The following is a 26,092-nucleotide window of genomic DNA, read 5'->3' as shown; positions in this document are numbered from 1 at the left end:
TTATAGCTATTGAACTAAATTTTCATGGTGATTCAGATGTTCAGACCAGATAAAAACATGTCTGTCTCACCGGCTGAGCAGTCACGTCAGTGATGGTAAACAGGAATTAAACTTTGATGAGTTTAATAGCTATGACTTTACAAAGAAAAGCATAAACTTGATGAAGTCGTTGAAAGAATACTCCAATTCAAACATTCCCCCAGTATCCATAACCTTCTTTAAACTCTGGTCAACCGGCTCCCGATAATCTTCTCTAACCAATGCCGGCACGGAACTCAGAGAATCCAGCTCTCAGGGGATAACTTCTAGGTGCCCAGCTTAGCAGTTTCAATAGCCATTTATATCAAATCTAAAACTATCTTTAATCGTGTCCTATTTTGGTACTGAATACACCATCTGATGACATCTATCATCTAATGGACTGATAGCCATCATGGTTATAACAGATTATTAACTGAACCTTTGTATATAATCCTAAGATCATGACTACGACAATAGAAGACAATGCATTAAGCGCAGAACTACAAGAACTTTACCTGATCACAAAACAATGGTTGACGGATCTGCAATTCGTCCATGACGAATCAAATATTATCAAAAACCTAAGTCATAAAGTTTCGCAAGCTGAAGTTATTAAGAAATATCTTGTCAAATTCAATGGACAAGAACAACAACTTTCAAAGTTAAGGCTCAAAATTACTCATTTGCAAAAAAGACTAGAGCCATTAACCTATGGTCCGATAAAGAACATCAAGTTAAGTTTAATCGAAGAGCATCAGCTTTTAAAGCGTGAAATGGAAAACATATTGTTGACTTTCCATGAAACTAAAAATGAGTTGCTGGAGCACATCGCACACAACTAATATCCGCTTCAACTTAAAACTAACCAAAGTATCATGGAAGCAATCGATCAAACAAAAATAATACTTGTACTCACGGATTTTACAAATAGTGCTTTAAATGCTGCCGATTACGCCTTGTATCTAGCAAGCCAATTAAAGACAAACATATTGTTATATCACTCCTACTACATTCCGGCCACGGAATCCGAATGTTTGCAAATCACAAATTATGGACTATTGGCCAAAACCAGTAAATCAAGTCTGGAAAAAGAGAAAGGCCGTTTGAATAACAGTATCAAAACATCTTCCAGTGATTTCATTCCGAAAATTGAATATCTGAGTGAAGGTGGAGGTATTACAGAGAATGTTTGCAATATTATAGAAGAAAGAAAAAACATTTTAATGCTCGTAATGAGTGGATTTAAAGCACACAACGATGATATCCTTTTTGGAACAGAAATCACCTCAGTGGTAAGTAAGGCCAGATGTCCTGCCGTTATCGTACCAGAAGTAGAATTTCTCAGGGTGTAAATATTAAAAAACAATCGTTTAGCAATGGAAAGCCTAAGATATACCTTTTTAAAAGCAATCAATTCAGTAGGTCAGCAATCTGCATATGTGCCCCCTGCCCTTTCAAACAATTTTAATACTTTACCGGAATTGCTGCAAAAATTTTTCCATCAATGTGGCTATACAGGATTTGAAAAGATAGAATGTGCCCATATTAAATGGAATGACACCATGCTTAAACTCGGCCCTACGGCAAAATGGAGTTCCATGAGTTGCTACCAGATTAATTTTCTGTTACAGCCTGTAAGATTGGTTTATATGAAGATCAGCATTTTTAGATTACTTACACTGGAAGCTCTTGATCTTTACAAAGATGCACATGGTAGTATGTCAATTAAACTCATAAAAATAATCCCCATCAGTAACACTGCAGGAAAAGAGATAGATGCATCAGAACTAGTTACAATCCTTGCCGAAACGATGATTATTCCACACTATGCTGTGCAAAAATACATTACATGGGAAGTTATTGATGCTTCAAGTATAAAAGGAACAATCACTTACAATGGTATTTCAGTAAGCGGGATTTTTCATTTCAATCAGAATGGCGAGTGCATCCGGTTTGTCACACAAGACAGATATTTTACCAAAAAGAATAATAAATATCAAAAGACCTGCTGGACAGCAACTGCAAATGATTATAAGCTAAAAAATGGTATCAGATTTCCTACTAAATTTAGTGCGACCTGGCATACAGACAATGGCGACTACGAATACTTTAAAGGGACTATCAAATCTATTGAATTTAACAAAACTGAAATTTCAGGCATCTAAAAGTTTTTTTTTTAGTTTACTCTATGGCTATTGTTGTCGTCTGGTAAAACAAGCAATGGAATATTGACTTTTGCAGCCATTTTTTGCGTATGACTACCCCTCAAAATAACATCTATAAAATCGTGTGGACGATGTACCATCACCAATAATCCAATTTGCTCATCTTCACAGAACAAATCGAGGCCCGTTCTGGTATCTTCGTTTTCAACAGATCTATAGAAGATTTTTGGATATTTGGCTTTTTGGATTATCCCAGTGAGCAATTCGCTTGCTATAAATTGATGATCTAAATTTTGAGGAAATGCTAGATGAACATGGGTCATCAAAATATCTGAACCAAATACACTCGCCAGCGATATTATATTACAAATATTTTCAATATCATTCTGTGGATAGTCAAAATTTGTAGCGAAAGCTATTTTACGGAAATCCCGGAAAGGCGTATGAGCAGGAATCAGGAGCAGCGGACAGGTTGTTGCATTAATCATATTTCTACAATTATTGTCTAATAAAAAATGAGAAATTCCTTTTCGGTGGGTACCCATTACCACCATATCTGCATTACAACTATTCATTACATTCTCCACCACGTCAGCAAGTCTCCCTGTTTTATTCATGGTGCTGATCTGCGGGTGAAAACCAGAGCTGTGATCGGTATGTTCAAAATGTTTCTTTAGCTTTTTTAGTTCCTCATCACTATCGTCAATAACTCCATCATATCGATTTAATGGCCAATCTATGTCCCCAACCTCAGAAAGCTGGGCAGGAATGGTAACAGCATTGCATATTACTACATCGGCATTTAATACCTTCGCAAGGTTATAGCCATATTCAGCCGCATGGTTTCCATCGGTTGAAAAATCTGTTAATAAAAGTAGTGTCTTCATAATTCCTGGAATATGGTTTCTTATTAGCAAATCTCCTTAATAATGTGCCCGAAAAAGATGATAAGTATCATCAATGGAACTGACACTCATCAATTACTAATATTGTTTTCATCATTCCTTTTTTAAACGTATGTCGGGAAGTGGCAGCGCTTTAATTTTTAATGGCTTGTGTTTAATAGCAGGATACATCGCAGCCTCTAAAGATGCATCGAGATGGCGGACATCTTTATGAAAAACCGGAAGTCCGTCTTTAATCTCACAAGTCAGGTAAGGCAAAGTTTTATTTCCCGTCTGCTTTGTATACGACTCCGCCCAGCGCAGACGTTCCATGTTTATGGCAATTATCCTTACCTCTGATTCAGGTGTTTGATAACAATCACCCACATATTGTCCCTTTACGAGCCGCATATAATTTTGCAAATCAACGTAAGCTTTTGATTTAGGCTGAGCAGTTAAAATTGCAGCCATAAAATCAGGTTCCAGACGCGATTTTGTAAGTTCTACTACCGCATTAAACCCAGTAGTCTTGTTTATACCATCTATCTTTTTTGATGAAAATTCAGGATTTAACTTACCGTAGTGAAGATGATTTATCAAGGTAATTATGGCATCGGTTAACAACACATCAAAACGTGCCTGTGCTCCAACCGGCACTTTTTCAGGATTATTGATCATAGTGCGTAAATTGTCATATATCAACTCTTGAGGATGATAATCAGCATGAGACAACCCAAATTGTAGCACACAATCCAATAGCATCATTGCCTCCCAGGTTTGTTTTGCTTCATTTTTATTTTTAATCCATATAAGCTGAAATCCATTTTGATGATAATAACGTTTCACAGATTTAGGGTAGTAAAGTTTGAATTGACTGGTCTGATTCTTTAATTGTCCAGACAATTCTTTTGAAATGGTATTTCCCTGGCCATAAGTGAAAGGGACAATACCAATCAACATGGTTATCCAGCATAAAATAACAGCTACAATTTTATGAAGCTTATCCAAAAACTCATTTTCATCAGATGATACCTGATCGTTTAATTTCCTTTTCATTAATTCAATATTTATTAAACAAGGCATAAAAGCTAGTCTTACAAAAGTGTATTACAAATCCTGGTTGTTAAATGACCTTTATCATCAACGATGATGATAAAGGTCATTAGGTTGCGAACTGACATCATAGCAAGCCCTCTTTTCACCCCTTACCTTTATAAATATGTCATTAGTCATTCGCTTCAAAAACTTTCTGGATGAAACCGGAAACATAGCACGTTTCACAGGGCGATTCTTTTCGCTGGGAATAAAACCCAGATACGAGCTTAAGGAATTTTTTAACCAATGTTATACCATTGGTTACCTTTCCCTCCCCTTAGTTGGACTCACCGCTTTCATCATGGGCTTAGTGCTCACTATGCAGTTACGGCCATCACTAGTAGATTATGGAGTCGAATCACAGCTGCCGGTAATGGTGGGTCTTGCAATTGTAAGAGAAATCGGCCCTGTCATCACAGCCTTGATCTTCGCCGGAAAAATCGGAAGTAGCATCGGAGCTGAACTAGGCTCGATGAAAGTAACTGAACAGATAGATGCAATGACTGTTAGTGGTATTAAGCCTTTTAAATACCTTGTGGCGACAAGAGTTCTTGCAACCACCTTAATGCTTCCACTGCTCACTATTCTCGGAGATGCCATATCCTTATTTGGAGCTTATCTGGGTGTAAACATTAGGTCTGTAACAAGTTTTGACCTGTTTTTTTTGCAGGTTTTTAAAAGCCTGGATTTTAGTGATGTGTTGCCAGCAATAACTAAAACCTTCTTCTTTGGTTTTGCAGTTGGTATTGTAGGTTGCTATAAGGGATTTAATTCAACAAAAGGTACACAGGGAGTTGGAATTTCAGCAAATTCAGCAGTAGTATTATCCTCTGTACTGATATTTATCATCGACCTACTTGCTGTTCAGATCACTGAATTACTTGGACTTAATTAACAAATCATGGAAACAGCGAAAAAAGAACCTGTAATTATCATTAAAGATCTAGTTAAGGCCTTTGGAGACAAAAAAATATTAGATGGATTTAATCTGACGGTTGAAAAAGGCACTAATGTAGTCATACTGGGGAAATCAGGTTCTGGTAAATCTGTATTGATCAAATGTATCATTGGCTTGCTTCAATCCGATAGCGGGAGTATTAATGTATTTAATGAAAATATATCCAAGATGGCTGAAGATGAACTCGATCAAGCCAGGTCAAAAATCGGCTTTTTATTTCAAAGTAATGCACTATATGATTCTATGACCATTCGCGAAAATCTAGAATTCCCCTTACTCAGGCACTGGGTTGACATTACAAGTGAAGAAGTAGAAAGACTGGTCAACGAAGCACTGGAAAATGTCGATCTGTTACACACGATAGATATGATGCCATCTGAGTTATCAGGAGGAATGCTAAAACGCATCGCCCTGGCAAGAACAATGATTTTACGTCCGGAAATCATTCTTTACGATGAACCTACAACAGGCCTGGATCCGGTGACCTCCAGAGAAATAGAAAATCTCATCCTTAAACTACAAGAGAAGAACCACACCTCTTCTATCATCATTTCGCACGATATGAACTGTGTAAAAAATACAGCAGATCTGGTTGTGCTCTTACTGGAAGGTAAATGTTACATCAAAGGAACATTTGAGGAATTGAAGCAATCGACTGATGAAAACATTAAACAATTTTTCGAATAAAATATCATGAGAAATCAAAAAGTAAATAACATTAAACTTGGCGCATTTGTATTATCAGGACTAGTACTGTTGATATTTGCCTTCTTTATCATTGGCAGAAACAGCAACATATTTGGCAATGACTTTAAACTTAAAGTCAGGTTCTCAAATTTAAATGGTTTAACAGAAGGTAACAACGTGCTTTTCTCTGGTTTGCAAGCAGGAACAGTTAAAGAAATTGAACTGATCAATGACAGTACCATTGAAGTTACCATGCAGATCAACAGCAAAGTAAAATCATTTATCAATAAAAATGCGGTAGCGGCTGTCGGAACTGAAGGCCTAATGGGAAATAAAGTCATTAACATCAGTCCAATTAAAGGGGTAAGTCAAAAAGTTGTGGAAGGAGATGTCCTGCAAGCCAAAAATATAGCCAATATGGATGAAATTATAGAAAAACTGTCCCAGACTAATAACAATGTCGCCAGTATTTCAGAAGTACTAAAAGGAACAGTCCTTCGGATAGACAGCAGTGCCATTTTAAAACTGATCAATGATGAATCCATTGGCATCAGTTTGAAATCATCTCTGGAAAACATCTATAAAACTACCGCCAATGCCAACGAAATGACAATAGGGCTAAACCGTATGATAAACGACATTAGAAAAGGTAAAGGAACTGCTGGTCTCTTATTGACCGATACGTTGATGGCTGTTACACTTAGGGATGCGGTAGTACAGATCAGGTCAGCTAGTGTCAATGCCAACAGCATGACCAGGCAAATGAACTCCATGGTAAAAGACTTGAATGATGACCTGACCAATAGAAAAGGTCCCGTTAGCACCTTATTAAGGGACACTTTAATGGGTAAAAATATAAGCCTTACTATGGAAAATCTTCAAAAAGGAACCGACGGATTCAACCAGAACATGGAAGCGTTAAAACATAACTTTCTCTTCAGGGGATATTTTAAAAAACTGGACCGCCAAAAGAAAAAAGAACAACAGGAGTTGCTGGAAGCATCTCAACAGAAATAGCATTCTGGATTATATACCAAATAATCACATTTAAAATCAGATCCAATGGAATTTCATAAAATTTTAATAGCAATTGACAGTAATCCAAGTGCTGAACTTCTTGCGCTAAGTGGCCTACAGCTGGCTAAACAGTTCAATTCAGAAATTGCCCTGGTCAGTATCATAGATCCTGAGGGTATACCGGATAACGATCCTCCTACAACCAGGGAGCTAGAGGACATGATGGAGCACAATATAAACCGCAGCCAGCTCAATGTAATTGAAAAAATATTCAAAGACTTTCCAATCAAAAGCTTCGTGGAAAAAGGAATTCCTTCTAAAGTTATTTTAGAAACAGCCGATAAATGGGGTGCCGATATCATCGTTATGGGTACACATAGTAGAAAAGGATTACCCCATTTACTGCTAGGGAGTGTCGCTGAGAACGTGATCAGGCACTCAAAAAAAACTTTAATTATAATCCCAGTAAGTAATTAACAGACCATTAAAATCAGACATTTTGATACTAATAAAAAAAGAAGGTGTTATTTTAAGAAAAACTGCTCTAAACTTTGAAAGTCAGGGCGTGCTTAATCCTGCAATAATAAAAGAAGGAGAAAGGATTTATATGTTTTACCGGGCAGTGGCTAAAAACAACTATTCAACCATTGGATTTTGCGAGCTGAATGGACCATTAGAAGTGAGTCGGAGATATGACTTTCCTGTTCTCACACCGATGGGTGACAGGGAGTCCAGGGGAATCGAAGACCCAAGGATCGTAAAAATAGATGAGCTCTACTATCTGACTTATACTGCCTATGACGGATTTAATGCATTGGGCGCACTGGCGACCTCATTGGATTTAAAAACCTTTGAAAGACAAGGTATTATTGTACCAAGAATTTCCTTTCCTGCATTCAAAGTACTTGCGGAGAATACGGGTAAGCTCAATGAAAAGTATTCCAGGTTTGCGCATGACAAGACCTTAATTAATATGAACACCAAACTTTTGGTTTGGGATAAGGATCTGATTTTCTTTCCCAGGAGAATTAATAACCGCCTTTATTTTCTTCACCGCATAAAACCGGATATACAAATTGCGAGCGTGAATGAACTTTCAGACCTGAGCGAGTTGTTTTGGAAGAATTACCTAATAAACTTCAACAACAATATCGTTTTGGCTCCAAGATATGACCATGAAATCAGCTACATCGGAGGTGGTTGTCCACCAATAGAAACAACTGAAGGCTGGCTGGTGATTTACCACGGAGTGCATGACACTGCTAATGGATATGTGTATTCTGCATGTGCAACCCTGCTGGATTTGGAAAACCCTGGTAAAGAGATTGCACGTCTGCCCTATCCATTATTTAAACCTGAAACAGAATGGGAATTATCAGGCGAAGTGGATAACGTCTGCTTTCCTTCAGGCACCGCCATCTTTGGAGATACACTCTACATCTATTACGGAGCAGCAGATGAACAAATCGCTTGTGCCTCAGTTAGTTTAAGCAAACTTATTGCTGCGCTTTTAAATTTAGGATGACATTTGAACAACGTTAGTCATTTCGATTCATAGCCATAATTTTCTATCTTATGAAAAAGTTCCTCGGGCTTGAATGGCTTGCTGATGTAATCGTTCATACCCGAATCAAATGCTTTGTATTGAACGTCCAACATGGCCGAAGCAGTCAGCGCTATTATTGGCAATTTCTTAAACTTATCACCCGACAAGGCTCTGATAGCTGTTGCAGATTGATATCCATCCATAACAGGCATCTGCAGATCCATAAAGATCATATCATAGTCCTTTATTTGTACTTGTTGTAAGGCAAGCAAACCATTTCCTACAACATCACATTCTACCTGCCAGAGTTTCATAAACTGCTTTACTAAAATTACATTAATTTCATTGTCCTCGGCCATCAATACTTTAACCCCCTTTAAATTTTTCAGAGCTTTTAACGGCACAAATTCACGTGCTATAATTGACTCATTACTGCCATTTTTAAAGCTCAAACTGAATTTAAAACTGGAACCAATTTCAGGCGTACTCTCTACCTGTATATTCCCTCCTTGTAGCTCAACAAGTCTCTTTGTAATAGCCAGTCCCAGGCCGGTTCCGCCATACTTCCTGTTGGTATCCGCATTTGCCTGGGTAAATCTTTCAAAGATGAATTCCATCTTATCCTTCGGTATACCAATACCAGTATCAGTCACCTCAAAATTAATGATCGTCTGAACCTTGTTTCTGCTAACAAAAAAAGCAGAAATGCTAACCTTGCCTTTAGATGTAAATTTAATAGCGTTGTTGATCAGATTGGTTAAGATTTGTCCCAGACGGACAGGATCCCCCATAACGATCTCTGATAACTCTGCGTCTATGGACAACTTCAATTCGAGTCCTTTTTCTCTTGCTTTTTGCAAGAATGACAGCCGGATATTCTCCAGCAATTCCGGTATACTGAAATTAATAACCTCAAAGGTTACCCTCCCTTCTTCCATTTTGCTAAAATCAAGTATATCATTGATTAATACCAATAAATTGTCACCTGAAAACTTTAATACTTTCAGGTATTCCAATTGCTCAGGATTGGGATCTTTCAGCAAAAGCAAATTGGTAAAACCAATTACAGCATTCATAGGAGTCCTGATTTCGTGACTCATGGTAGCCAGGAATTGTGATTTGGCAGTGGCAGCTTGTTCAGCGAGGTCCTTTGCCATAATCAACTCATTCTCTGAGTTTTTTTGGGCAGTGATATCAATTATGGCACCGAAAAGTTTAATCACTTTTCCAGATTCATTAACAAGCGGCTTACCTATCGCGTGGATATACCTAATTTGCCCGTCAGATAAAACAATACGCAAATTAAAATCAGACGTAACTTGATTATCAATTGTATTTTGAACTATCATCTTATAAGTTTCCTTATCATCAGGATGGATCATTCTCCCAAAGCTTAGGGTATTTGGGCCTTCCATTTCTGGAATCAATCCAAAAATACGGAACGCTTCATCGGACCAATAGTTCTTGCCCGTAACCAGATCAGCCTCCCAGCTACCGCTATGTGTCAATTGCTGAGTGTCTGAAAGTAATGTCTGGTTGAGCTTCACTAATTCTGTCGCATGTTTCTGTTCTGTAATATCGTGCCATACAGCTAACAATACAGTTTTACTATTTATCTTCACAGGTTTTAATGTTACCAATACTGTAAAAGTCTCTCCGTTAATCCGCTTATGTAGCCATTCAAATTGATGATAACCATTTTTGTAAGCAAGGTTGTCCATTTCAAAAGACTTCTCACTTGAGAGCCGGCCATCTGGCTGATATTTAGGCGAAAATTCTGCCGGATGGCAAGCAAGCACCTCCGCTTTATTCCTACAGTTCAACATAATAATAGCCACATCATTACAGTCAATTACCCCTTTTGCTCCAAACAAAAAATGAGCATCCGTTGAATATTTAAAGATCACGCTGAGGATTTCTTCAGACAAACGCTTTTCTGTTACATCCTGAATTATGCCATACAGCTTAACTGCGATTCCATTTTCGAAAACAGCTTTCCCAGATGTCCTTACCCACCTGTCATTACCTCTTTCAGTAACAAAGGAAACTTCAACATCCCATGACTCTCCACTTTTTACCGCCTTTTCAATTAAATTGACGATCACCTCCCTGCCAACCGCAGAATAGAAACTAAGTGCATGATCTAACTCCGGTACTATTTCAGCTTCAACCTCATGAATTACGTACACCTCATCAGACCAGAAAAGGTGATTCGTAAGTAAATCCAGCTCCCAGGAACCCGTTTTAGTAAGTTTACCCGTTTCAGTAAACATATCGAACGTGTGCTTTTCTTTCGTGACATCCTTAAAAAAACAATCAATGGTAGTTTTATTTGACCGGTTTATTTTGCCCAATCCCTGTATCCATTTTTTCTTACCTGAGGGTAAATTAAAATAGCCTTCCCATTTCCAGGCGACTGACTGACTCACTGTGTTTTCCAATGAGCTTAGAAATGATTCCCTGTGCTGTTTTGATAAGAGGTTGAGCAATACTTCAATATCGTTAACTAATAAAACTGGATTCAATTCCAATTCCTTTTCAATTGCAGCACTGGCAAATAAAAAAGAAAAACGTCCGTCATATTCATGAATTCTAAACACAACACAAGGTGTTTCCTTTAAAAAATTAGAAAGATCAAAATTATCTACTGGAATTGACATACATCTTGAGTGCTAAAAAATATGTGAATTGATTTATTAATCAGTTACACAAAGATGAAGCATAGCCTTTATTTTTGTGATGATTGCGATCATCAGTCGTTATGATAAAGGTCACCTTCAGATTCATTATCAACACTTTAACTTTCAGAATCAAGTGATTGTAAAACAGGCAGATTAAAGAAAAAAGAAGAACCACGATTAATGTCACTCTCTACCCATACCCTACCACCATGTCTTCTAATAATTTCAGCCGATAAATAGAGTCCCAAGCCAAATCCAGGTATCGATTTAGTATCCAATCGTTTTACACGATAATAACGATCAAATAATTTCTCCTGGTCCTGTAACTTTATGCCTATTCCCCTGTCTTTCACACAAACCTGGGCTTCATCATTAATTTCCATTGATGATACTTCAATAAACTCATCATCACTTGAGTATTTAATCGCATTGTTAAGTAAATTATTAATCACCTGACCAATTTTATCGCGGTCTGCTTTCAGGTTTAATTCTGGCCCGGCTTTAAAGACAATCTCAACTTCTGGATTTATAAAACGTGATTCCTCCACAATTTCATTGATCAAGCTGTTCATCTCAAAAGCTTCCAGTTCTAAATAAATTTGTCCTTCTTCTGAACCTGAAACGGTTAGAAACCCGTTAATCATCCTATTCATTTTTTTGATAGATGCATTTACCTTAGCTAGCGAAGAGTTGATAAATGTATCTTCCATTTTTTTAACTTTTAATGTGATCAACTGCACGTAGGCCTGAAGGGAAGTCAGTGGTGATCTCAAATCATGACTAACCATGGCAATAAAATCGTTTTTTCGAAGCTCATCCTGCTTATGAATCGTAATGTCATTTAACACCCCGGTGAAGTAAGCCGGTATTTTTTCATTATTATAGGAAAGATTCCCGATCATTCGAACCCAGTGCAACTGATTATCATGAAAACTCCGTAAAGGAAACTCCAGATCACATTTGTCACCTTTGTTGAAACTATTTTCAATAGCATTAGTAAATTTCTCCCGGTGCCCCTCCTCAATCCTTCCAATCGCAGCCTCATAGCTTAACTCCTGATCTAAATAGATGCCAAAAATTTCTTTAAAATGCGCAGATGTATGAAATGCGCGAGTGGCGGCATCAATAGAAAAAGTACCCAATTCAGCAGCGTCTATGCTCATTCCAAGCATTTTTTTGCTGACATCCAATTCCAACTGCGTCTTCTTCAATTCGGTAATGTCATTAAAAGTGATGATAGCACCACTATTCTTTTGATCAGACTGACGCACATAGGGCATGGTCATCACCTGGTACCATTTCCCATTATTGGTTTCAATCTCCTTGGTAATCACAGTCCCATTATCTAAAACATCCTGGATGTCTTCAATAAGTGTTTCAAACTTTATATTAGTGGTAATGTTGCTTAGGGGCCTGCCAATATCGGTTTCCAGCAAGTTGATCTGTTTCACCGTACCGGGAGAAAACTTCATTAAAAGCAGGTCTTTATTGATAAATAGTTGTCCATTGATATTACTCCTGAAATAGTTATTCAGATCATCATTAATTTCCAACAATTCTTTGTTTTTAAGTTGGTATTCCGAATTAATGGTATCTAATTCTTCATTTACAGACTGCATCTCTTCATTGGTACTCTGCATTTCTTCATTGGCAGAAATCATTTCTTCATTAAAAGACTGCATATTCTCATTTGAGGCATCCAGTTGCTCGTAAGCAGAGTTTAGTTTCTCCTTTAACTCATTTAATTCCTGTTCCAGATTAAGGGTATACTGATCCTGGAAAACGGCCTCATCAAAATCAAGGATTTCTTTTTTCGAAGTTTTAATTACTTTACCTTCCGTAAAGGTGACCATTAACAGCCTTTGCTCCTTCCTTTTACTCAACAGCGGACTTACCACCAGATTCACAGAAACAAATGAACCAGCCATTTTGATCTTTATACCATTTAAACGGGAAATTTCATTTGTCTTTAACACACTACTGCTTAGTGTATTGAATACCATCCCCAATTTTTTCGGCAGTAGTTTCTCCAGGTTTGATGTAAAAAGTTTTGGGAGCAAATATTTATTGGTGTCTCCATAAAACTTAATTACTTCCTTATTTTCGTCTACGCATACAACCAAATAATCCTGCTCATCAGCAAGATTAGTGTGCATCATTTCGGCAAGCGACTGTAGTGGATCACTAGCTACTTGTTCATTACCTATATAGGTAGATTTACTTCTCACTTCTATCGAGTCCGGCATTGAAAACGCATCGAAACTCACGATTCTTTTTGACCTGATATTCCTGTATAACTTATATTGTTTATTTACAACTTCCAGATTCTGGATGATTGGCATCGGATTCTCACTTGATCCCAGAAATAAATAACCTTCCATTTTAAGTCCGAACAACAACATACTGAAGATCTTCTTTTGCAGTGTCGGTGCCATATAAATCAGCAGGTTGCGACAACTGATAAAATGCATATTACAATATGGGGGGTTTTTAACCAGATCGTGCTGAGCAAAAATTGCCATTTTCCGAAGATTTGGTTTAATCCTGTAGTGATTCCCCTCCTTCAAAAAATACTTTTTCAGTCGTTCAGGTGATACATCCTTAGCAATATCGTGAGGATACACCCCTTTACCTGCATGAACCAATGCATTACTGTCGATATCGGTCGCAAATATTTTAACAACGAGATGTGCTAATTCCCCTGTCATTTGTTCGGCAATAAGAATGGCTAGTGAATACACCTCTTCTCCCGTTGCACAACCTGCTACCCAAATCTTCAGTTCCTCTTTAGGTTTAAGTTTTTTTAGGATACCGGGTAGGATATTATGTCTTATATATTCAAAAGCTTCCTTATCTCTAAAAAAAGAGGTCACACTAATCAAAAAGTCTTTTGATAGTGCTCCAATTTCCTCTGGGGAAGACTTTAAAAATGCCAGGTATTTGACCAGACTATTGAAATCATGATAAGCTGCCCTTCTTTTGGTGCGCCTTAATATGGTAGAAGATTTATAATCGGAAAAATCAAGAGGAGACTGCTGCCTGATCAATTCTATTATCGCTTTAAGGCTCACTTCATCATTATAACTCTCGGTTTGCAAAAAACCCTCATGTTTTACGTAATCTTCAATTGCACCTGGCATTGCTGCGGGTTCCATTACAAAATCGACCATTCCGGTAGCAATGGCTTTAGAAGGCATACTGGGAAAAATGGAGTTTTCCGGATTTCGGGCCATGACCATTCCGCCAGCATTTTTGATCGCCACAAGCCCCTCCGATCCATCATTTCCTAAACCAGACAGGATAATCCCAATTGCCTTTCGCCCACAATCAGCAGCTAAAGACTTAAAAAACATATTTATCGTCAGGTGTGAACCCTTTACCTCCTCCTTATCGGTTAAATACAATCTATTTTGTTCAATAGTCATATATTTATCGTGTGGAATCAGGTAAACCTGGTTACATTCCACAAGCTTACCATCGGTAGCTTCTTCCACAACTAATTTGCTGTGTTTAGCCAGCACTTCGACCATTCGACTTTTAAAAGAAGCTGAAAGATGTTGAACTACAATGTACGACACTCCATCTAAAGGTGTATGATCAAAGAAAGAGTTGATTTCTTCCAAGCCACCGGCAGAAGCACCAATTGCAATAACATATTCAGGTACATTCATAACCTCTCAAGGTTAGCAAACATTTTTTTTTTCATGGATTAGGCGATTGGTAATGTTTATTCAAAACTGCAAGTAGAATAACTGACAGTTAATGGATCAAAATGCTCCAAAAAGATATCTTTAGTTAAAGATAGGTTTAATTATTAAGAAACCCTTAAGATGGTGAACCATAATTACCCCGGTTAAATCATCCGTCATCAAAGCTACTTTCGATAACGTTTCACTTTTTTTGGGGTCATTCATATCTCTAGAGTTTATCTATGTTAAAGGTAGGATTTCCTTAAACAATTATAGATGATTTGCATACGCGATTAGGATGATGCGCATCAATGTGTATAAGTTCGTTTAGTACCAAAATGTCTAAGCATCTTAAGGACTACTAAAAAGGATCTGTTAATTTGCTGACCCGAATCAATTTTTTGTTGACAAATTCCTGTATACCAAGACTAGACAGCTCCCTTCCATATCCAGACCCTTTAGTTCCACCAAAAGGTAGATCAGGCTGAGTCCAGGTTGGATGGTTGATAAACACCATACCAGTATCAATCTGTTCGGCCAAACGCTTTCCCCGTTCTATATCATTGGTAAAGATACTCCCGCCCAATCCAAAAGGTGAGTCATTGGCCAGATCAATCGCATCCTGCTCATTTTTCACCCTATAAAACGAAGCGACTGGACCGAATAATTCCTCATGATAGGCAGCCATTCCAGGTTTAACATCACCTAAAATGGTAGCCTCAATAAATGCACCTTTTCGATTAATTAGTTTACCACCCAGTAATACCTTTGCACCAGCCCTGACACTTCGCTGTACTTGTTCTATTAACTGTATAACGGCTCCCTCTGAGCTTAATGGGCCCAATTCTGTTTCTTCATCCATCGGATCACCAACTTTCAAACCACTCAGTTTGGCCTTGAATTTATCCAAAAACTCATCAGCAACTGCTTCCAGGACAATAATCCGCTTAGAAGCAACACAACATTGGCCGGTATTGTTCATCCGTCCAACAACAGCCCAGTCAACGGCCTTATCCAGATCAGCATCTTCCAAAACAATAAAAGCATCGCTGCCACCAAGTTCAAGCACCGACTTCTTTAGAAATTTCCCAGCAGCAGCGGCTATACTTGCGCCAGCAATTTCACTTCCGGTAAGGGCAACACCTTTAATACGGGGATCTGCAACCACATCATCTATACGGCTTCCACTGACAAATAAATTAGTATATATACCCTTGGGTGCCCCAGCCTGTGCAAACAATTTCTGAATTGCCAATGCACATTGGGGAACATTCGAAGCATGCTTAACCAAAACAACATTACCCGCCATAATGTTAGGTGCAGCAAAACGAGCGACTTGATAAAAAGGAAAATTCCAGGGTTCAACCCCAAGCAGGACACCAATCGGAGTACTCTTAATATAAGCTTCACCAAATTCAGTTTCCAACTTTTGGTCACTTAAAAAAGCTGCCCCATTTGTAGCGTAATAGTCTATAACATCAGCGCTAAGTGCAATCTCTCTATAGCTCTGAGCAAGTAACTTACCCATCTCCAACGTGATCAGTTTAGATAGTTGGTCTTTTTGTTCACGCATCAATTTTGCGACACTATGTAAAAGGTTTGCCCGCTCCGCATAACTGGTTTTACGCCAGCTTTGGAATGTTTCATCAGCGATAGAAATTTCCACAGCCACCAATTCAGGAGACATTTCTGGAAAACTCTTAATAAGTTCGTTATTAAAAGGATTAATGGTTTGTATAGCCATAATGTATTTAGATAGATAAAGTATAAAGGTCTGTGTAATCGGAGGCATCGGAAATGATATGAATCATCTCTACATAAGACATTGGTCATCAGATCAGTCCAACCTTAACTGAAAGTACCTTACCACTTCCCTTTCCCCAAATGAATTTATAAATCTGAACCGCAACCAAAGGGAGCAAGCTGGCCAGAATGGCAACCATCCATGCATTAATAGAAAATATAGATAAATTGAGTGCAACACGTGTCTGTGGAAATAAATAAACCAAAAATATCAGAAAGAAGCATAACAACAGTGCCAACCATACATACCTATTTTTAGTAATCTCGTTTGACCATATTCCAGCGTGATTAGAGGACATATTGAAAACATGAAAGAGCTGAGCAAAGGCCAGTGTAATAAAAGCAATATTATTAAGGATCTTAGGGTCATTTGATATAAAGACACGACAATAGAATACCGCCAACACTACCGATGCAGTAATCAGCATTGCATACAGCACGATGATCAGCCAGTTTTTATTCGAGATGATATCTAGTTTTGGATCTCTAGGTGGCTTTTCCATCACCGTCGGGTCTCCCTTTCCAAGACCTAGCGCAAGCGCTGGAAAAACATCAGTAACCATATTCAAAAAAAGAATCTGTAAAGGAAGTAATATGGTTTGAGGTGCGAGAAAACCTAAAAGTGTAACAATAAAAATCTCACTCAGGTTACAGGAAACCAGATAAATCACAAAGCGTTGTATATTCTGAAATATCTCCCTGCCATGGGCGACCGCCCTTGCGATAGAAACAAAAGAATCATCTTTTAGCACAATACTCGCCGTTTCCTTCGCCACCTGAGTCCCCCTTAATCCCATCGCTATCCCAATATCTGCCTGTTTAAGTGCAGGTGCATCATTTACCCCATCTCCAGTCATCGCAACCAGATACCCAGCTTTTTGGTAGACGTCAACGATCTCAAGTTTTTGTTTAGGTGTAGTCCTGGCAAACACTACCGCAGAAAGAATTCTTTTAGACCATTTTTCACTAAGTGATTCCATATCTGGCAATTCACTTCCCCTGATCACTTCCTGGTCATCCTGACTGGCGATACCAGTTTTCAGCGCAATATTCAATGCAGTCATGGGATGGTCCCCGGTAATCATCACCGTTTTAATTCCAGCTTTCCTGCAGGTGGCAATAGCCCCCTTGACTGCTAACCCTGGCGGATCCAAAAACCCGACCATACCTACATAGACTAATTCCTCCAGATAATGCTCCTTTGAGATTTCCGGAGCCTCTCTGTATCCAAAAGCCAATACACGTAACCCATCAGCCGAAATCTTTTCAGCGGCTAAAATGATGCTTATTCGCTGAGCCTTGGTTAACGGTAGGTTTTCTTTATTAAATTGAATTTGGATACACCTCTCGAGTATACTTTCAACAGCACCTTTGGCAGCAACAAAATTCCCATTTTGATGTTCGTTTAGTGTAACCATCATTTTAGTTTCGGCACTAAAAGGAGTTTCAGCAAGTCTGGAATATGCAGCAATCAACTGCGCTGAAGAGACACCCGAAGCCTCCGTCAAATGAAGTAAGGCTACCTCTACCGGGTCTCCGACAGCCTTTTTCTCACTTTCTTTATCTTCCAATGATGCATCGTTGCATAAAGTTCCGATCAGGATCAGCTTTTCAAAATTCTCTCCGCCACTTTGACTTGAACCACTCAAATATTTCAGTACTCCTTTTTCAATAGCCACCTGCAAAACTTCATCCGGAAAGCCAAGTACTTCCACGTAGATCTTATTTTCTGTCAAGGTCCCAGTTTTATCCGTGAAAATCACATTTACCCCACCAAGCGTCTCCACTGCAGACAGTTTCTTTACAATCGCATTTTTTCTGGCCATAAGTAACATCCCATAGGCCAAAGCAACGGTGGCAACGATAGGTAATCCTTCAGGAAAAGCGGCTACCGCCAAAGCAATTGATGTTTCAAAAATCAATAACCAGGACTTTCCTTCCAACACCGCCGAAAGAGAAAATAGCCCGGTCATAACCAAAGTAATCCAAATCAGCTTTTTAGTTAACTTATTAATTTTCAAATCCAGGGGTGTAGTGCTCAGCTGTGGGCGGTCCACCATAGAAGTAATTTTACCCAATTCGGTATTTTCTCCAGTGCCAGTAACAACCACTTTTGCATTGCCATTCATTACAGCAGTCCCCTTAAATACCATGTTGATCCGATCTCCCAGTTCAACCGCTCCATTTATAGTGTCAAGTCGCTTCAGTGCAGGAAAAGATTCACCGGTAAGCGGAGATTCATCACATTGCAATTGATTGAATTGAACTATCCGCCCATCAGCCGGGATCATATCCCCCGCTTCCAGTATCATCAGATCTCCGGGAACGATTTGTTCTGCTGCCAACGCTTTTGTCTTCCCATGCCGGATCACTTTGGAAAAGACCTGATCCATTTTTTTTAATGCACTCATGGACGTCCGGGCCTGCAACTCCATAAAAAAACCAATGAGCGCATTCAGAAAAATAACCACCAGGATAGAAACAGCTTCTATCTCATTTCCAAAATAAATAGATGCGAAGACTGCAACAAATAACAAATACACGATTGGGCTGCGAAACTGTCCGATAAGCATCATCCAGATACTTTTCTTTTTTTGGCTTTGATAAATATTTAGCCCAAATTTCAAGGCTCTTTCTTCGGCTTCTGCATGTGTAATCCCTGATGTCTCATCAGTATTAAGTGCCTTACATACCTCAGCGACACTTAGTGCATAACTTCTTTCCAGGGGATAAGTTATTTCATTTTCCATTTCCAGTTTTTGATTTAAGCCAGGTTGATCTTTAAAGCGTCTTAATCAAATCTAGACATTCAGGTAATTTTGAAACATGATCAAACACCACACAAATGGTGACACCGATCATCAGCAGGGAAGTAATTAAAACAAAATAGCCTTTAAATTGTAGACATAGAAGAGGTTATTGTTATTTTTAACCACAATTTATGGAAAACACCGTTCTGCTGAAAGCGATCATCGATAATGCGATAGACGGTCTGATTACCATAGATGACCAGGGGATAATTGAGTCCATTAATCCCTCAGCTTGTAAACTCTTTGGTTACACGGAAAAGGAAATAGTTAAAAAGAACGTGTCCGTATTAATGCCGCAACCAGACCGGGGACACCATGATGGCTACCTCTTTCGCTATAAAAAAACCGGTGAGGCAAGTATAATTGGTGTTGGAAGAGAGTTAACAGGTTTGAAAAAAAACGGTAGTATATTTCCTTTTCGTTTGGGTGTTAGTGAAGTTAAATACTCAGGAAGAATCATCTATGCTGGTTTTATTCATGACCTGAGCCGGGAAAAAGAAGCCGAATCACAACTCCAGGATTATGCAGCTTTATTAGAAGATCAGGTACAGGAGAGAACGCTTTCTCTTCGGGAAACGGTTGAAGCCTTGGAGCAAACAAAGGCTGAATTGAATCTTTCTCTTGAAAACTTACACAATACTGTTTACACCCTTGAACAAACTCAACGTGAGCTTAGTCTGTCATTGGCAAAAGAACAGGAACTAGGTAAACTAAAAAGTAGGTTTGTTTCTATTGCGTCACATGAATTCCGGACTCCTTTGAGCATGGTACAGCTTTCTGTATCACTTATTGAACGTCATGCACTTCCATTTCACAATCCCCACATCAGCAAACACGTAGACAAAATAAAAGATGCCGTTCTGAATGTTACTGCAATCCTGAATGATTTCCTATCCCTTGAAAAAGTAGATACCGGGAAAGTACAGGCTAAATTCAATCATTTTAATCTGGCTGAATTTGCTGCAGAAATTACCGAAGAGATGCAAATCGTTTTAAAAGGCAGACAGAAAATAGTATATGTACACAGAGGTCCGGGATTGATGATTACTCTAGATCAGACCTTGTTAAAAAACTGCATCGTTATACTTATTGACAATGCTATAAAATATTCTGGTGAAGAAAGTTCTATACAATTCTACACCAAAATCAATGATAATAATTGTACTATCAGAATTTGCGATAATGGAATTGGAATCCCAGCCCAAGATCAGAAACATCTTTGTGAACCATTTTTCCGTGCACACAATACCGGAAAGATCTCTGGCAATGGACTTGGATTAAGTATACTTTCCAGGTATACCAATCTGATGAATGGTAAACTTGATTTTAAAAGCAGAATAAACCGGGGTACACTTTTCACCCTTACATTTCCACAATCATGAACAAAAAAATACTGATCATTGAAGATCACGACGCCATAAGGGGAAACATAGTTGAGATCCTGGAGATGGCCAAATACACTGTTTTTGAAGCTGACAATGGCAAGATTGGCGTAGAGATGGCTTTAAAACATATACCAGACATCATTCTTTGCGATATCATGATGCCTGAACTTGACGGATACGGAGTATTGTATATGCTCAATAAATATACCGAAACCTCGACTATTCCTTTCATTTTTCTGACCGCTAAAGCGGATCACAACGACTTACGCAAGGGAATGGAGATGGGTGCCGATGATTACCTAACCAAACCATTTGATGACATTGAACTCCTCAATGCCATTGACGTGAGGCTAAGAAAAAAAGCACATCTGGAACTCCAGAATCAAAACACGACTGATGAATTCAAATTGCTGGTAGCCAAAACAGATGGTCTGGCAGAATTTGCCAAGACCATTGCTGGCCATAAAAGCCGAGATTTCAAAAAAAATCAAGTTATTTACTACGAAGCCGATCATAGCAAAGGTCTTTATTTAATCATCCATGGCAAGATCAAAACCATCAAACTTTCGTTGGACGGGCGTGAATTGATGACAGGTATGTATGCAACCGGAGGGTACCTCGGCATTAATGCCATGTTAAATAAAAGTACCTATACCGACACTGCAACCGCGGTTGAGGACAGTACACTGTGTTTGATCCCTCTTGAAGAACTTGAAAAGTTGATTGATCTTTATCCTGAAGTGGCAAAAAAATTCATTCATCTTTTATCCAATGATAACCGGGAAAAAGAAGAACAACTCTTGCAATTGGCTTATGATTCAGTTAGAAAAAAAATGGCGGGGGCCATTCTCCGCTTATATCATCAACAGATTATCAAAAAAGATTTTTTTAGCATTACCCGTGAAGATTTAGCCGCCATGGCATGCATGGCAACTGAAACAGTAAGCAGAACACTATCTGATTTCCGTGATGAAAAATTAATTGAGCGTGACGGAATAAACATCACCGTATTGGATCTGGGAAGACTGGCAAAAATGAAGAACTAATTGAGACAGGCTTGACGGCAAAGCATAAATTTCACTGTTGTTATATTTTAAAAAAAATCCTAAAAGTACAGCCTTTATCTATTTGGCACTCCACTTCGATTTTGCCACCTGAGGCATTGACGATCTTTCGGATGAGGTACAGCCCAATACCAGTACCTTCTTTTGCCAGGTTTACCCGCTTATATTTTTTGAAGATATGATCGACCTCGTCTTTCGTGATACCAATACCATTATCGGTTACCGTCAATAGGATAAACTGAGCTTTTCTTTCGGTTATGATACTAATCTCTGGCAAACGATCTGGGTGGCTGAACTTGATTGCATTCGTAACTAGGTTCAGCATTACACTTCTCAAGTTCTTTTTGGCAAACCGAACCCATTTTTCACGAAAATCGGTGTGAAAAGTGGTTTTAGACACCTTAATATGTTCCGACATAATTTCTTTTATCTCGTCAAATAAATTTGGAAAGCTTTCCTGAGCCTGATCATCATCTTCGGATTCCAAATGACCAATCCTGGCCAAATCGCTGATTATGGATTTAAAATTGGTAACCGCTTTATTCATCATCCCCGATAACTCCATGACCTCAGGGTCTTGAGTATTTAGCTTTTCATTCAGTATCTCCAGCAACATTTCAATGTTCACAATTGGGGCATTGAGATCGTGTGAAGCACCAAAAACAAAGTTGTTCAGGTCAGCGTTAATTCTCAGTAAGCTTTTATTACTTTCGTTAAGGCTGTGGTTACTGATGTCCAGATTTTTATTGCTAATATCCAGCTGCTGCAATAGTTTCTTCAATTCGCTGATGTCGTAAAAGCTGATAACGGCTCCATCGGCTTTTTTGCCGTTCCCCTTCATGTATGGCATGGTCATCACCTGATAAACCTCTCCATTTGGTCCTTCTGCTTCACGCGTAATGTGTTCATCATCCTGAATTACTTTTTTTATATCAGCGATCAACGTTTCAAATCTGATATTGGTTGTTATATTGCTAAGTGGTCGGCCAATATCACCTTCTCGGATGTTAATAAGCTTCAATGCTCCCGGCGAATATCTTTTCAGCAGCAAGTCCCTGTCAACAAATAACTGACCATTTATATTACTCCTGAAGTAATTATTCAAATCATCATTCAGTTCCGTCAATTGATCAATGGTAAGTTCATGGTTCTTGTTAACCGTTTGCAGTTCTTCATTGGTACTTTGCATTTCTTCATTAGCAGATTGCATTTCCTCATTGGCAGACTGCAGTTCTTCATTAAAAGACTGCATATTTTCATTGGAGGAGGCAATTAGCTCATGCGCTACCGCTACAGCGTGTCTCAACTGCGCCACCTCCTGTTCAAGGCTGATGACATGCTCACTAGTCACTTCGTTGATATCTACAGCATGAATCACATTTCTCTCTTTAGTACGCGGTTCAGGCTCTGTAAACAAGACCAGTAGCAGCTTTTCTTCCGAGTCTGTAATATAAAATGGACTGATGACAACATCCACCTTCTTATTTTTTTTCTTATCGGCGCTGCCCAAACTAAGCCCATTAAGCACAAACCTTTGGTTCATCTTTAGCGATTTCCAGGCAGTAGCTTTAAAGAGTTCGCAAATATGATCTGGTAAAAGATCAATCAGGTTATGGTTAAAATTAATACTTTTTAAATAAGATTTGGTATCTCCAAATGACTGAACCACATACAGATTTTCATTCGTACAGACACCATTAAAAGCTCCTTCCTTTAATAAGGCTGAATTAACCAGATTGGTGAGTTCGCTTTTTGATACCAGAGCGACTTGCTTTTTAGTTACTTTCATCGTTGTCTGGAATTCACCGATCCTATGAGACGAAAAGGTATCAGAACGGATAACACGACCTGTTTTATTGCTTTTCAGTATGTTCCATTTACCGCTAACCTCGTTAAACCCATCCATGATAACAGAAGCACTCTCGCTTGGCCCCAAAAAGAGATATCCACCCTCTTTCAATCCAAAATGCAACAGGGCAAATATCTTTTGTTGTAAAGTCACATTCAAATATATCAACAGATTACGACAGCTGATCAGATCCATATTACAATACGGCGTGTTCTTGGTCAGGTCATGCTGAGCAAAGATCAGCATCTTGCGCAAGTCGTGTTTGACTCTATAACTTTCACCTTCTTTGGTGAAAAATTGCTCAAGCCTATCCTCGGATATGGTTTTAACAAGACTTTCGGGGTAAATACCTTTTGACGCGATATCCAATGCCGCTTTACTTATATCCGAAGCGAAGATTTTGACCTCAATATTTTTAGGATATTTATTTAAATATTCTTTGATCAGTATAGCTATGGAATAAGCCTCCTCTCCGGTAGCACAGCCAGCCACCCATATCTTCAAGACTTCGGTATTATTATTTTTGATGATAGCCGGGATAACGGTTTCTTCAATGATTTTAAAAGCTTCCTGGTCGCGAAAAAAAGAGGTTACACTAATCAGGAACTCGTTAGCGAGTAAAGTGACCTCTTCGATACTAACTGTTAATAATTTGTAATACTGATCAACCTCGTTCAGATGATGCTTCTCCATCCGTCTTTTGATCCTCCTGATAATCGTCGGACGCTTATAGTCCCTAAAATCCAATGGGAGGATCTCTTTGATTAGCGTTAATATTTGTCCAATCACTTCCTCAGTAATGTCTGCAGAAGGCTCACCTGGCAATTGGCTCAGGATGCCACTCATGACATAATCATCAATAACCTGAGGCATGGCTTCAGGTGAAATGACCCTGTCGGCACAACCCGTCGCAATGGCTGCCAGTGGCATACTATTAAAGCTCGCCGTAACTGGATCCTGAACTAGCGTGATACCTCCGGCATTTTTAATGGCTTCGATACCTTTAGAACCATCATCACCAGTGCCGGATAAGATGACACCAATGGCTTTGTTTCCACGTTCCTTTGCAAGCGACCTGAAAAAGTAATCAATGGTCATATGCGGACGTGGCTGGTCTTTTTTGTCTAAAAGAACCAGTCTACCTTTCTTTATTGACATAAACTTCGCAGTCGGGATTAAGTAAACCGTATTTGATTTAATATCTACATTATCAATGGCCTCCACCACTTGCAGTTTACTATGCTGCGCCAGGATCTGTACCATCTGACTTTTAAAATCAGCGGAAAAATGTTGTATCAGGATATAGGATACCGAATCCAGTGGGGTATAGTCAAAGAACACGGATATGGCTTCTAAACCTCCGGCAGATGCTCCGATAGCTATAATATATTGTTGATCGTCAATTTTGGTCATGAGGTAAAGATGAGTTAGAGAGTATAGAAGGAAAAAGCAATATAAAACTATTCACTGGTAATAATTTATTTATTTTCAAGCACTTAGAGATTAATAAGATTAAGAGGCTTAGTAGAAAGGTGATTGAAAGAATTACATCCTGAAATAAATTTGTCAAATCCCAGCAAAAAGAAATTTCAGCAGACCTATTTATCAACCTGATCACAATTCTGAATTTTAGCTAGCTTTGCAATCCTGATTCTCACCATATGTCCAACCACGTGCCCTTATACCTCAACATCAGTTTTATACTCACAACCCTACTGGCAGCAGGTATACTCGCACTTTTGCTTCGTACAGCTTCTAAGCCCATCAGCAGCGGGTCGGCATTTGGCATAATGGCAACAATTGTAATCTGGCTAATCATTCAAGCCTTGCTTAGCTATAGCGGCATATACACTGATTACCCGGAAGCCCTTCCCCCAAACATCATACTCTTTGGCGTACTTCCAGCCTTAACAACCATCATCATCATTTTCAGCACCAGAAAAGGCAAACAATTTCTCGACCGTCTATCCATGCAAATGCTCTGTTATGTTCATATCGTCCGCATCCCGGTTGAACTGGTCCTCTACGGGTTATTTATCAACGGAGCCGTACCAGAACTCATGACCTTTGAAGGGCGTAACCTGGATATCCTGGCCGGAATAACCGCCCCGGCAGTAGGGTTTTTCGGTATCGGACAAAGTAAAATGGGAAAAACATCCCTGCTTGCCTGGAACTTCATCTGCCTGGCCCTGCTACTCAACATCGTCTTCAATGCCATATTATCTGCCCCCTCACCATTTCAGCAATTTGCCTTTGATCAGCCCAATGTAGCCATACTCAATTTCCCCTACAGCTGGCTCCCTGTATTTATCGTTCCGCTCGTGCTTTTTGCCCATCTTGCCGCGATCAGGAAACTCATTAAGTCTTAGATTCACACAACGTTATCAAATGATTCGATACAACCCTGTTTCCTTTTAGGAATTATTTTTTTTAAGTTT

General features: G+C 38.9%; 18 protein-coding genes. 11 read left to right on the top strand and 7 right to left on the bottom strand.

The features are described 5' to 3' along the window. Nucleotides 1–482 precede the first annotated feature (482 nt). From WC623_RS18265 to WC623_RS18255, 3 genes are read left to right on the top strand one after another with little or no spacing between them, the layout of a single operon-like run. On the top strand, nucleotides 483–863 hold the full coding sequence (locus WC623_RS18265) for a hypothetical protein (RefSeq protein ID WP_372853733.1): 381 nt from the start codon (nucleotides 483–485) through the stop codon (nucleotides 861–863). Nucleotides 864–896: 33 nt separating this feature from the next. Further along, on the top strand, nucleotides 897–1,373 hold the full coding sequence (locus tag WC623_RS18260) for a universal stress protein (protein WP_372853731.1): 477 nt from the start codon (nucleotides 897–899) through the stop codon (nucleotides 1,371–1,373). Between the two features lie 24 nt (nucleotides 1,374–1,397). Beyond that, nucleotides 1,398–2,186, top strand: coding sequence for a DUF6544 family protein (locus WC623_RS18255; RefSeq protein WP_372853729.1), 789 nt, complete (start codon nucleotides 1,398–1,400; stop codon nucleotides 2,184–2,186). A gap of 11 nt (nucleotides 2,187–2,197) precedes the next feature. On the opposite strand, the gene WC623_RS18250 is transcribed toward WC623_RS18255, so the two are convergent. Next, entirely contained in the window at nucleotides 2,198–3,073 is an 876-nt protein-coding gene (locus WC623_RS18250; protein WP_372853727.1) for a universal stress protein, read from the bottom strand. Nucleotides 3,074–3,184: 111 nt separating this feature from the next. Next, the gene (locus tag WC623_RS18245; RefSeq protein ID WP_372853726.1) at nucleotides 3,185–4,126 is read right to left on the bottom strand and encodes a hypothetical protein; all 942 of its coding nucleotides are present in this window, start codon (nucleotides 4,124–4,126) and stop codon (nucleotides 3,185–3,187) included. A 163-nt stretch (nucleotides 4,127–4,289) separates the two neighbouring features. Here WC623_RS18245 and WC623_RS18240 point away from each other — a divergent pair, with 163 nt between their 5' ends. Genes WC623_RS18240 through WC623_RS18220 form a run of 5 tightly spaced genes read left to right on the top strand, consistent with a single transcriptional unit; the run spans nucleotide 4,290 to nucleotide 8,352 of the window. Then, the gene (locus WC623_RS18240) at nucleotides 4,290–5,060 is read left to right on the top strand and encodes an MlaE family ABC transporter permease (RefSeq protein ID WP_372853724.1); all 771 of its coding nucleotides are present in this window, start codon (nucleotides 4,290–4,292) and stop codon (nucleotides 5,058–5,060) included. 6 nt (nucleotides 5,061–5,066) lie between these two features. Beyond that, nucleotides 5,067–5,810 carry an ABC transporter ATP-binding protein gene (locus WC623_RS18235; protein WP_372853722.1) on the top strand — a complete coding sequence of 248 codons (744 nt, stop codon included), beginning with the start codon at nucleotides 5,067–5,069 and terminating at the stop codon, nucleotides 5,808–5,810. Nucleotides 5,811–5,816: 6 nt separating this feature from the next. Next, the gene (locus WC623_RS18230; RefSeq protein WP_372853720.1) at nucleotides 5,817–6,827 is read left to right on the top strand and encodes an MlaD family protein; all 1,011 of its coding nucleotides are present in this window, start codon (nucleotides 5,817–5,819) and stop codon (nucleotides 6,825–6,827) included. Nucleotides 6,828–6,872: 45 nt separating this feature from the next. After that, nucleotides 6,873–7,304 carry a universal stress protein gene (locus WC623_RS18225; protein ID WP_372853718.1) on the top strand — a complete coding sequence of 144 codons (432 nt, stop codon included), beginning with the start codon at nucleotides 6,873–6,875 and terminating at the stop codon, nucleotides 7,302–7,304. A 22-nt stretch (nucleotides 7,305–7,326) separates the two neighbouring features. After that, nucleotides 7,327–8,352, top strand: coding sequence for a hypothetical protein (locus WC623_RS18220; RefSeq protein WP_372853716.1), 1,026 nt, complete (start codon nucleotides 7,327–7,329; stop codon nucleotides 8,350–8,352). 17 nt (nucleotides 8,353–8,369) lie between these two features. On the opposite strand, the gene WC623_RS18215 is transcribed toward WC623_RS18220, so the two are convergent. From WC623_RS18215 to WC623_RS18200, 4 genes are all read right to left on the bottom strand, one after another. Then, nucleotides 8,370–11,033, bottom strand: a complete 2,664-nt coding sequence (locus WC623_RS18215) for an ATP-binding protein (RefSeq protein WP_372853714.1) — start codon at nucleotides 11,031–11,033, stop codon at nucleotides 8,370–8,372. Between the two features lie 137 nt (nucleotides 11,034–11,170). Continuing rightward, a complete protein-coding gene (locus WC623_RS18210) occupies nucleotides 11,171–14,725 on the bottom strand; it encodes a chemotaxis protein CheB (RefSeq protein WP_372853712.1) in 3,555 nt (1,184 codons plus the stop codon). 379 nt (nucleotides 14,726–15,104) lie between these two features. Continuing rightward, nucleotides 15,105–16,535 (bottom strand): NAD-dependent succinate-semialdehyde dehydrogenase, encoded by a 1,431-nt coding sequence (locus WC623_RS18205; RefSeq protein WP_372853710.1) that lies wholly within the window; start codon nucleotides 16,533–16,535, stop codon nucleotides 15,105–15,107. A 40-nt stretch (nucleotides 16,536–16,575) separates the two neighbouring features. Continuing rightward, nucleotides 16,576–19,296, bottom strand: coding sequence for a cation-translocating P-type ATPase (locus WC623_RS18200; protein WP_372853708.1), 2,721 nt, complete (start codon nucleotides 19,294–19,296; stop codon nucleotides 16,576–16,578). A 191-nt stretch (nucleotides 19,297–19,487) separates the two neighbouring features. Here WC623_RS18200 and WC623_RS18195 point away from each other — a divergent pair, with 191 nt between their 5' ends. Next, nucleotides 19,488–20,738, top strand: a complete 1,251-nt coding sequence (locus WC623_RS18195) for a PAS domain S-box protein (protein ID WP_372853706.1) — start codon at nucleotides 19,488–19,490, stop codon at nucleotides 20,736–20,738. Continuing rightward, nucleotides 20,735–21,787 carry a response regulator gene (locus WC623_RS18190; protein WP_372853705.1) on the top strand — a complete coding sequence of 351 codons (1,053 nt, stop codon included), beginning with the start codon at nucleotides 20,735–20,737 and terminating at the stop codon, nucleotides 21,785–21,787. Before WC623_RS18195 ends, WC623_RS18190 begins: the two co-directional genes overlap by 4 nt. Nucleotides 21,788–21,827: 40 nt before the next feature. Here the strand turns inward: WC623_RS18190 and WC623_RS18185 are convergent, their stop codons facing one another. Further along, entirely contained in the window at nucleotides 21,828–25,067 is a 3,240-nt protein-coding gene (locus WC623_RS18185) for a CheR family methyltransferase (protein WP_372853703.1), read from the bottom strand. A gap of 377 nt (nucleotides 25,068–25,444) precedes the next feature. Here WC623_RS18185 and WC623_RS18180 point away from each other — a divergent pair, with 377 nt between their 5' ends. Then, nucleotides 25,445–26,023 (top strand): hypothetical protein, encoded by a 579-nt coding sequence (locus WC623_RS18180; RefSeq protein ID WP_372853701.1) that lies wholly within the window; start codon nucleotides 25,445–25,447, stop codon nucleotides 26,021–26,023. Nucleotides 26,024–26,092: the final 69 nt, after the last annotated feature.

Source organism: Pedobacter sp. (genome assembly GCF_041645105.1).
In the GTDB taxonomy this organism is placed as follows: domain Bacteria; phylum Bacteroidota; class Bacteroidia; order Sphingobacteriales; family Sphingobacteriaceae; genus Pedobacter.
The sequence above is the reverse complement of the archived record's forward strand: the minus strand, read 5'-3'. Positions and strand labels throughout refer to the sequence as shown.

Coding starts and splice junctions, on each gene's coding strand:
- WC623_RS18210 (WP_372853712.1), bottom strand. CDS start 14,725: ATGAATGTACCTGAATATGTTATTGCAATTGGTGCTTCTGCCGGTGGC.
- WC623_RS18265 (WP_372853733.1), top strand. CDS start 483: ATGACTACGACAATAGAAGACAATGCATTAAGCGCAGAACTACAAGAA.
- WC623_RS18180 (WP_372853701.1), top strand. CDS start 25,445: ATGGCAACAATTGTAATCTGGCTAATCATTCAAGCCTTGCTTAGCTAT.
- WC623_RS18185 (WP_372853703.1), bottom strand. CDS start 25,067: ATGACCAAAATTGACGATCAACAATATATTATAGCTATCGGAGCATCT.
- WC623_RS18245 (WP_372853726.1), bottom strand. CDS start 4,126: ATGAAAAGGAAATTAAACGATCAGGTATCATCTGATGAAAATGAGTTT.
- WC623_RS18235 (WP_372853722.1), top strand. CDS start 5,067: ATGGAAACAGCGAAAAAAGAACCTGTAATTATCATTAAAGATCTAGTT.
- WC623_RS18215 (WP_372853714.1), bottom strand. CDS start 11,033: ATGTCAATTCCAGTAGATAATTTTGATCTTTCTAATTTTTTAAAGGAA.
- WC623_RS18225 (WP_372853718.1), top strand. CDS start 6,873: ATGGAATTTCATAAAATTTTAATAGCAATTGACAGTAATCCAAGTGCT.
- WC623_RS18255 (WP_372853729.1), top strand. CDS start 1,398: ATGGAAAGCCTAAGATATACCTTTTTAAAAGCAATCAATTCAGTAGGT.
- WC623_RS18190 (WP_372853705.1), top strand. CDS start 20,735: ATGAACAAAAAAATACTGATCATTGAAGATCACGACGCCATAAGGGGA.
- WC623_RS18260 (WP_372853731.1), top strand. CDS start 897: ATGGAAGCAATCGATCAAACAAAAATAATACTTGTACTCACGGATTTT.
- WC623_RS18205 (WP_372853710.1), bottom strand. CDS start 16,535: ATGCCTCCGATTACACAGACCTTTATACTTTATCTATCTAAATACATT.
- WC623_RS18200 (WP_372853708.1), bottom strand. CDS start 19,296: ATGGAAAATGAAATAACTTATCCCCTGGAAAGAAGTTATGCACTAAGT.
- WC623_RS18195 (WP_372853706.1), top strand. CDS start 19,488: ATGGAAAACACCGTTCTGCTGAAAGCGATCATCGATAATGCGATAGAC.
- WC623_RS18230 (WP_372853720.1), top strand. CDS start 5,817: ATGAGAAATCAAAAAGTAAATAACATTAAACTTGGCGCATTTGTATTA.
- WC623_RS18250 (WP_372853727.1), bottom strand. CDS start 3,073: ATGAAGACACTACTTTTATTAACAGATTTTTCAACCGATGGAAACCAT.
- WC623_RS18240 (WP_372853724.1), top strand. CDS start 4,290: ATGTCATTAGTCATTCGCTTCAAAAACTTTCTGGATGAAACCGGAAAC.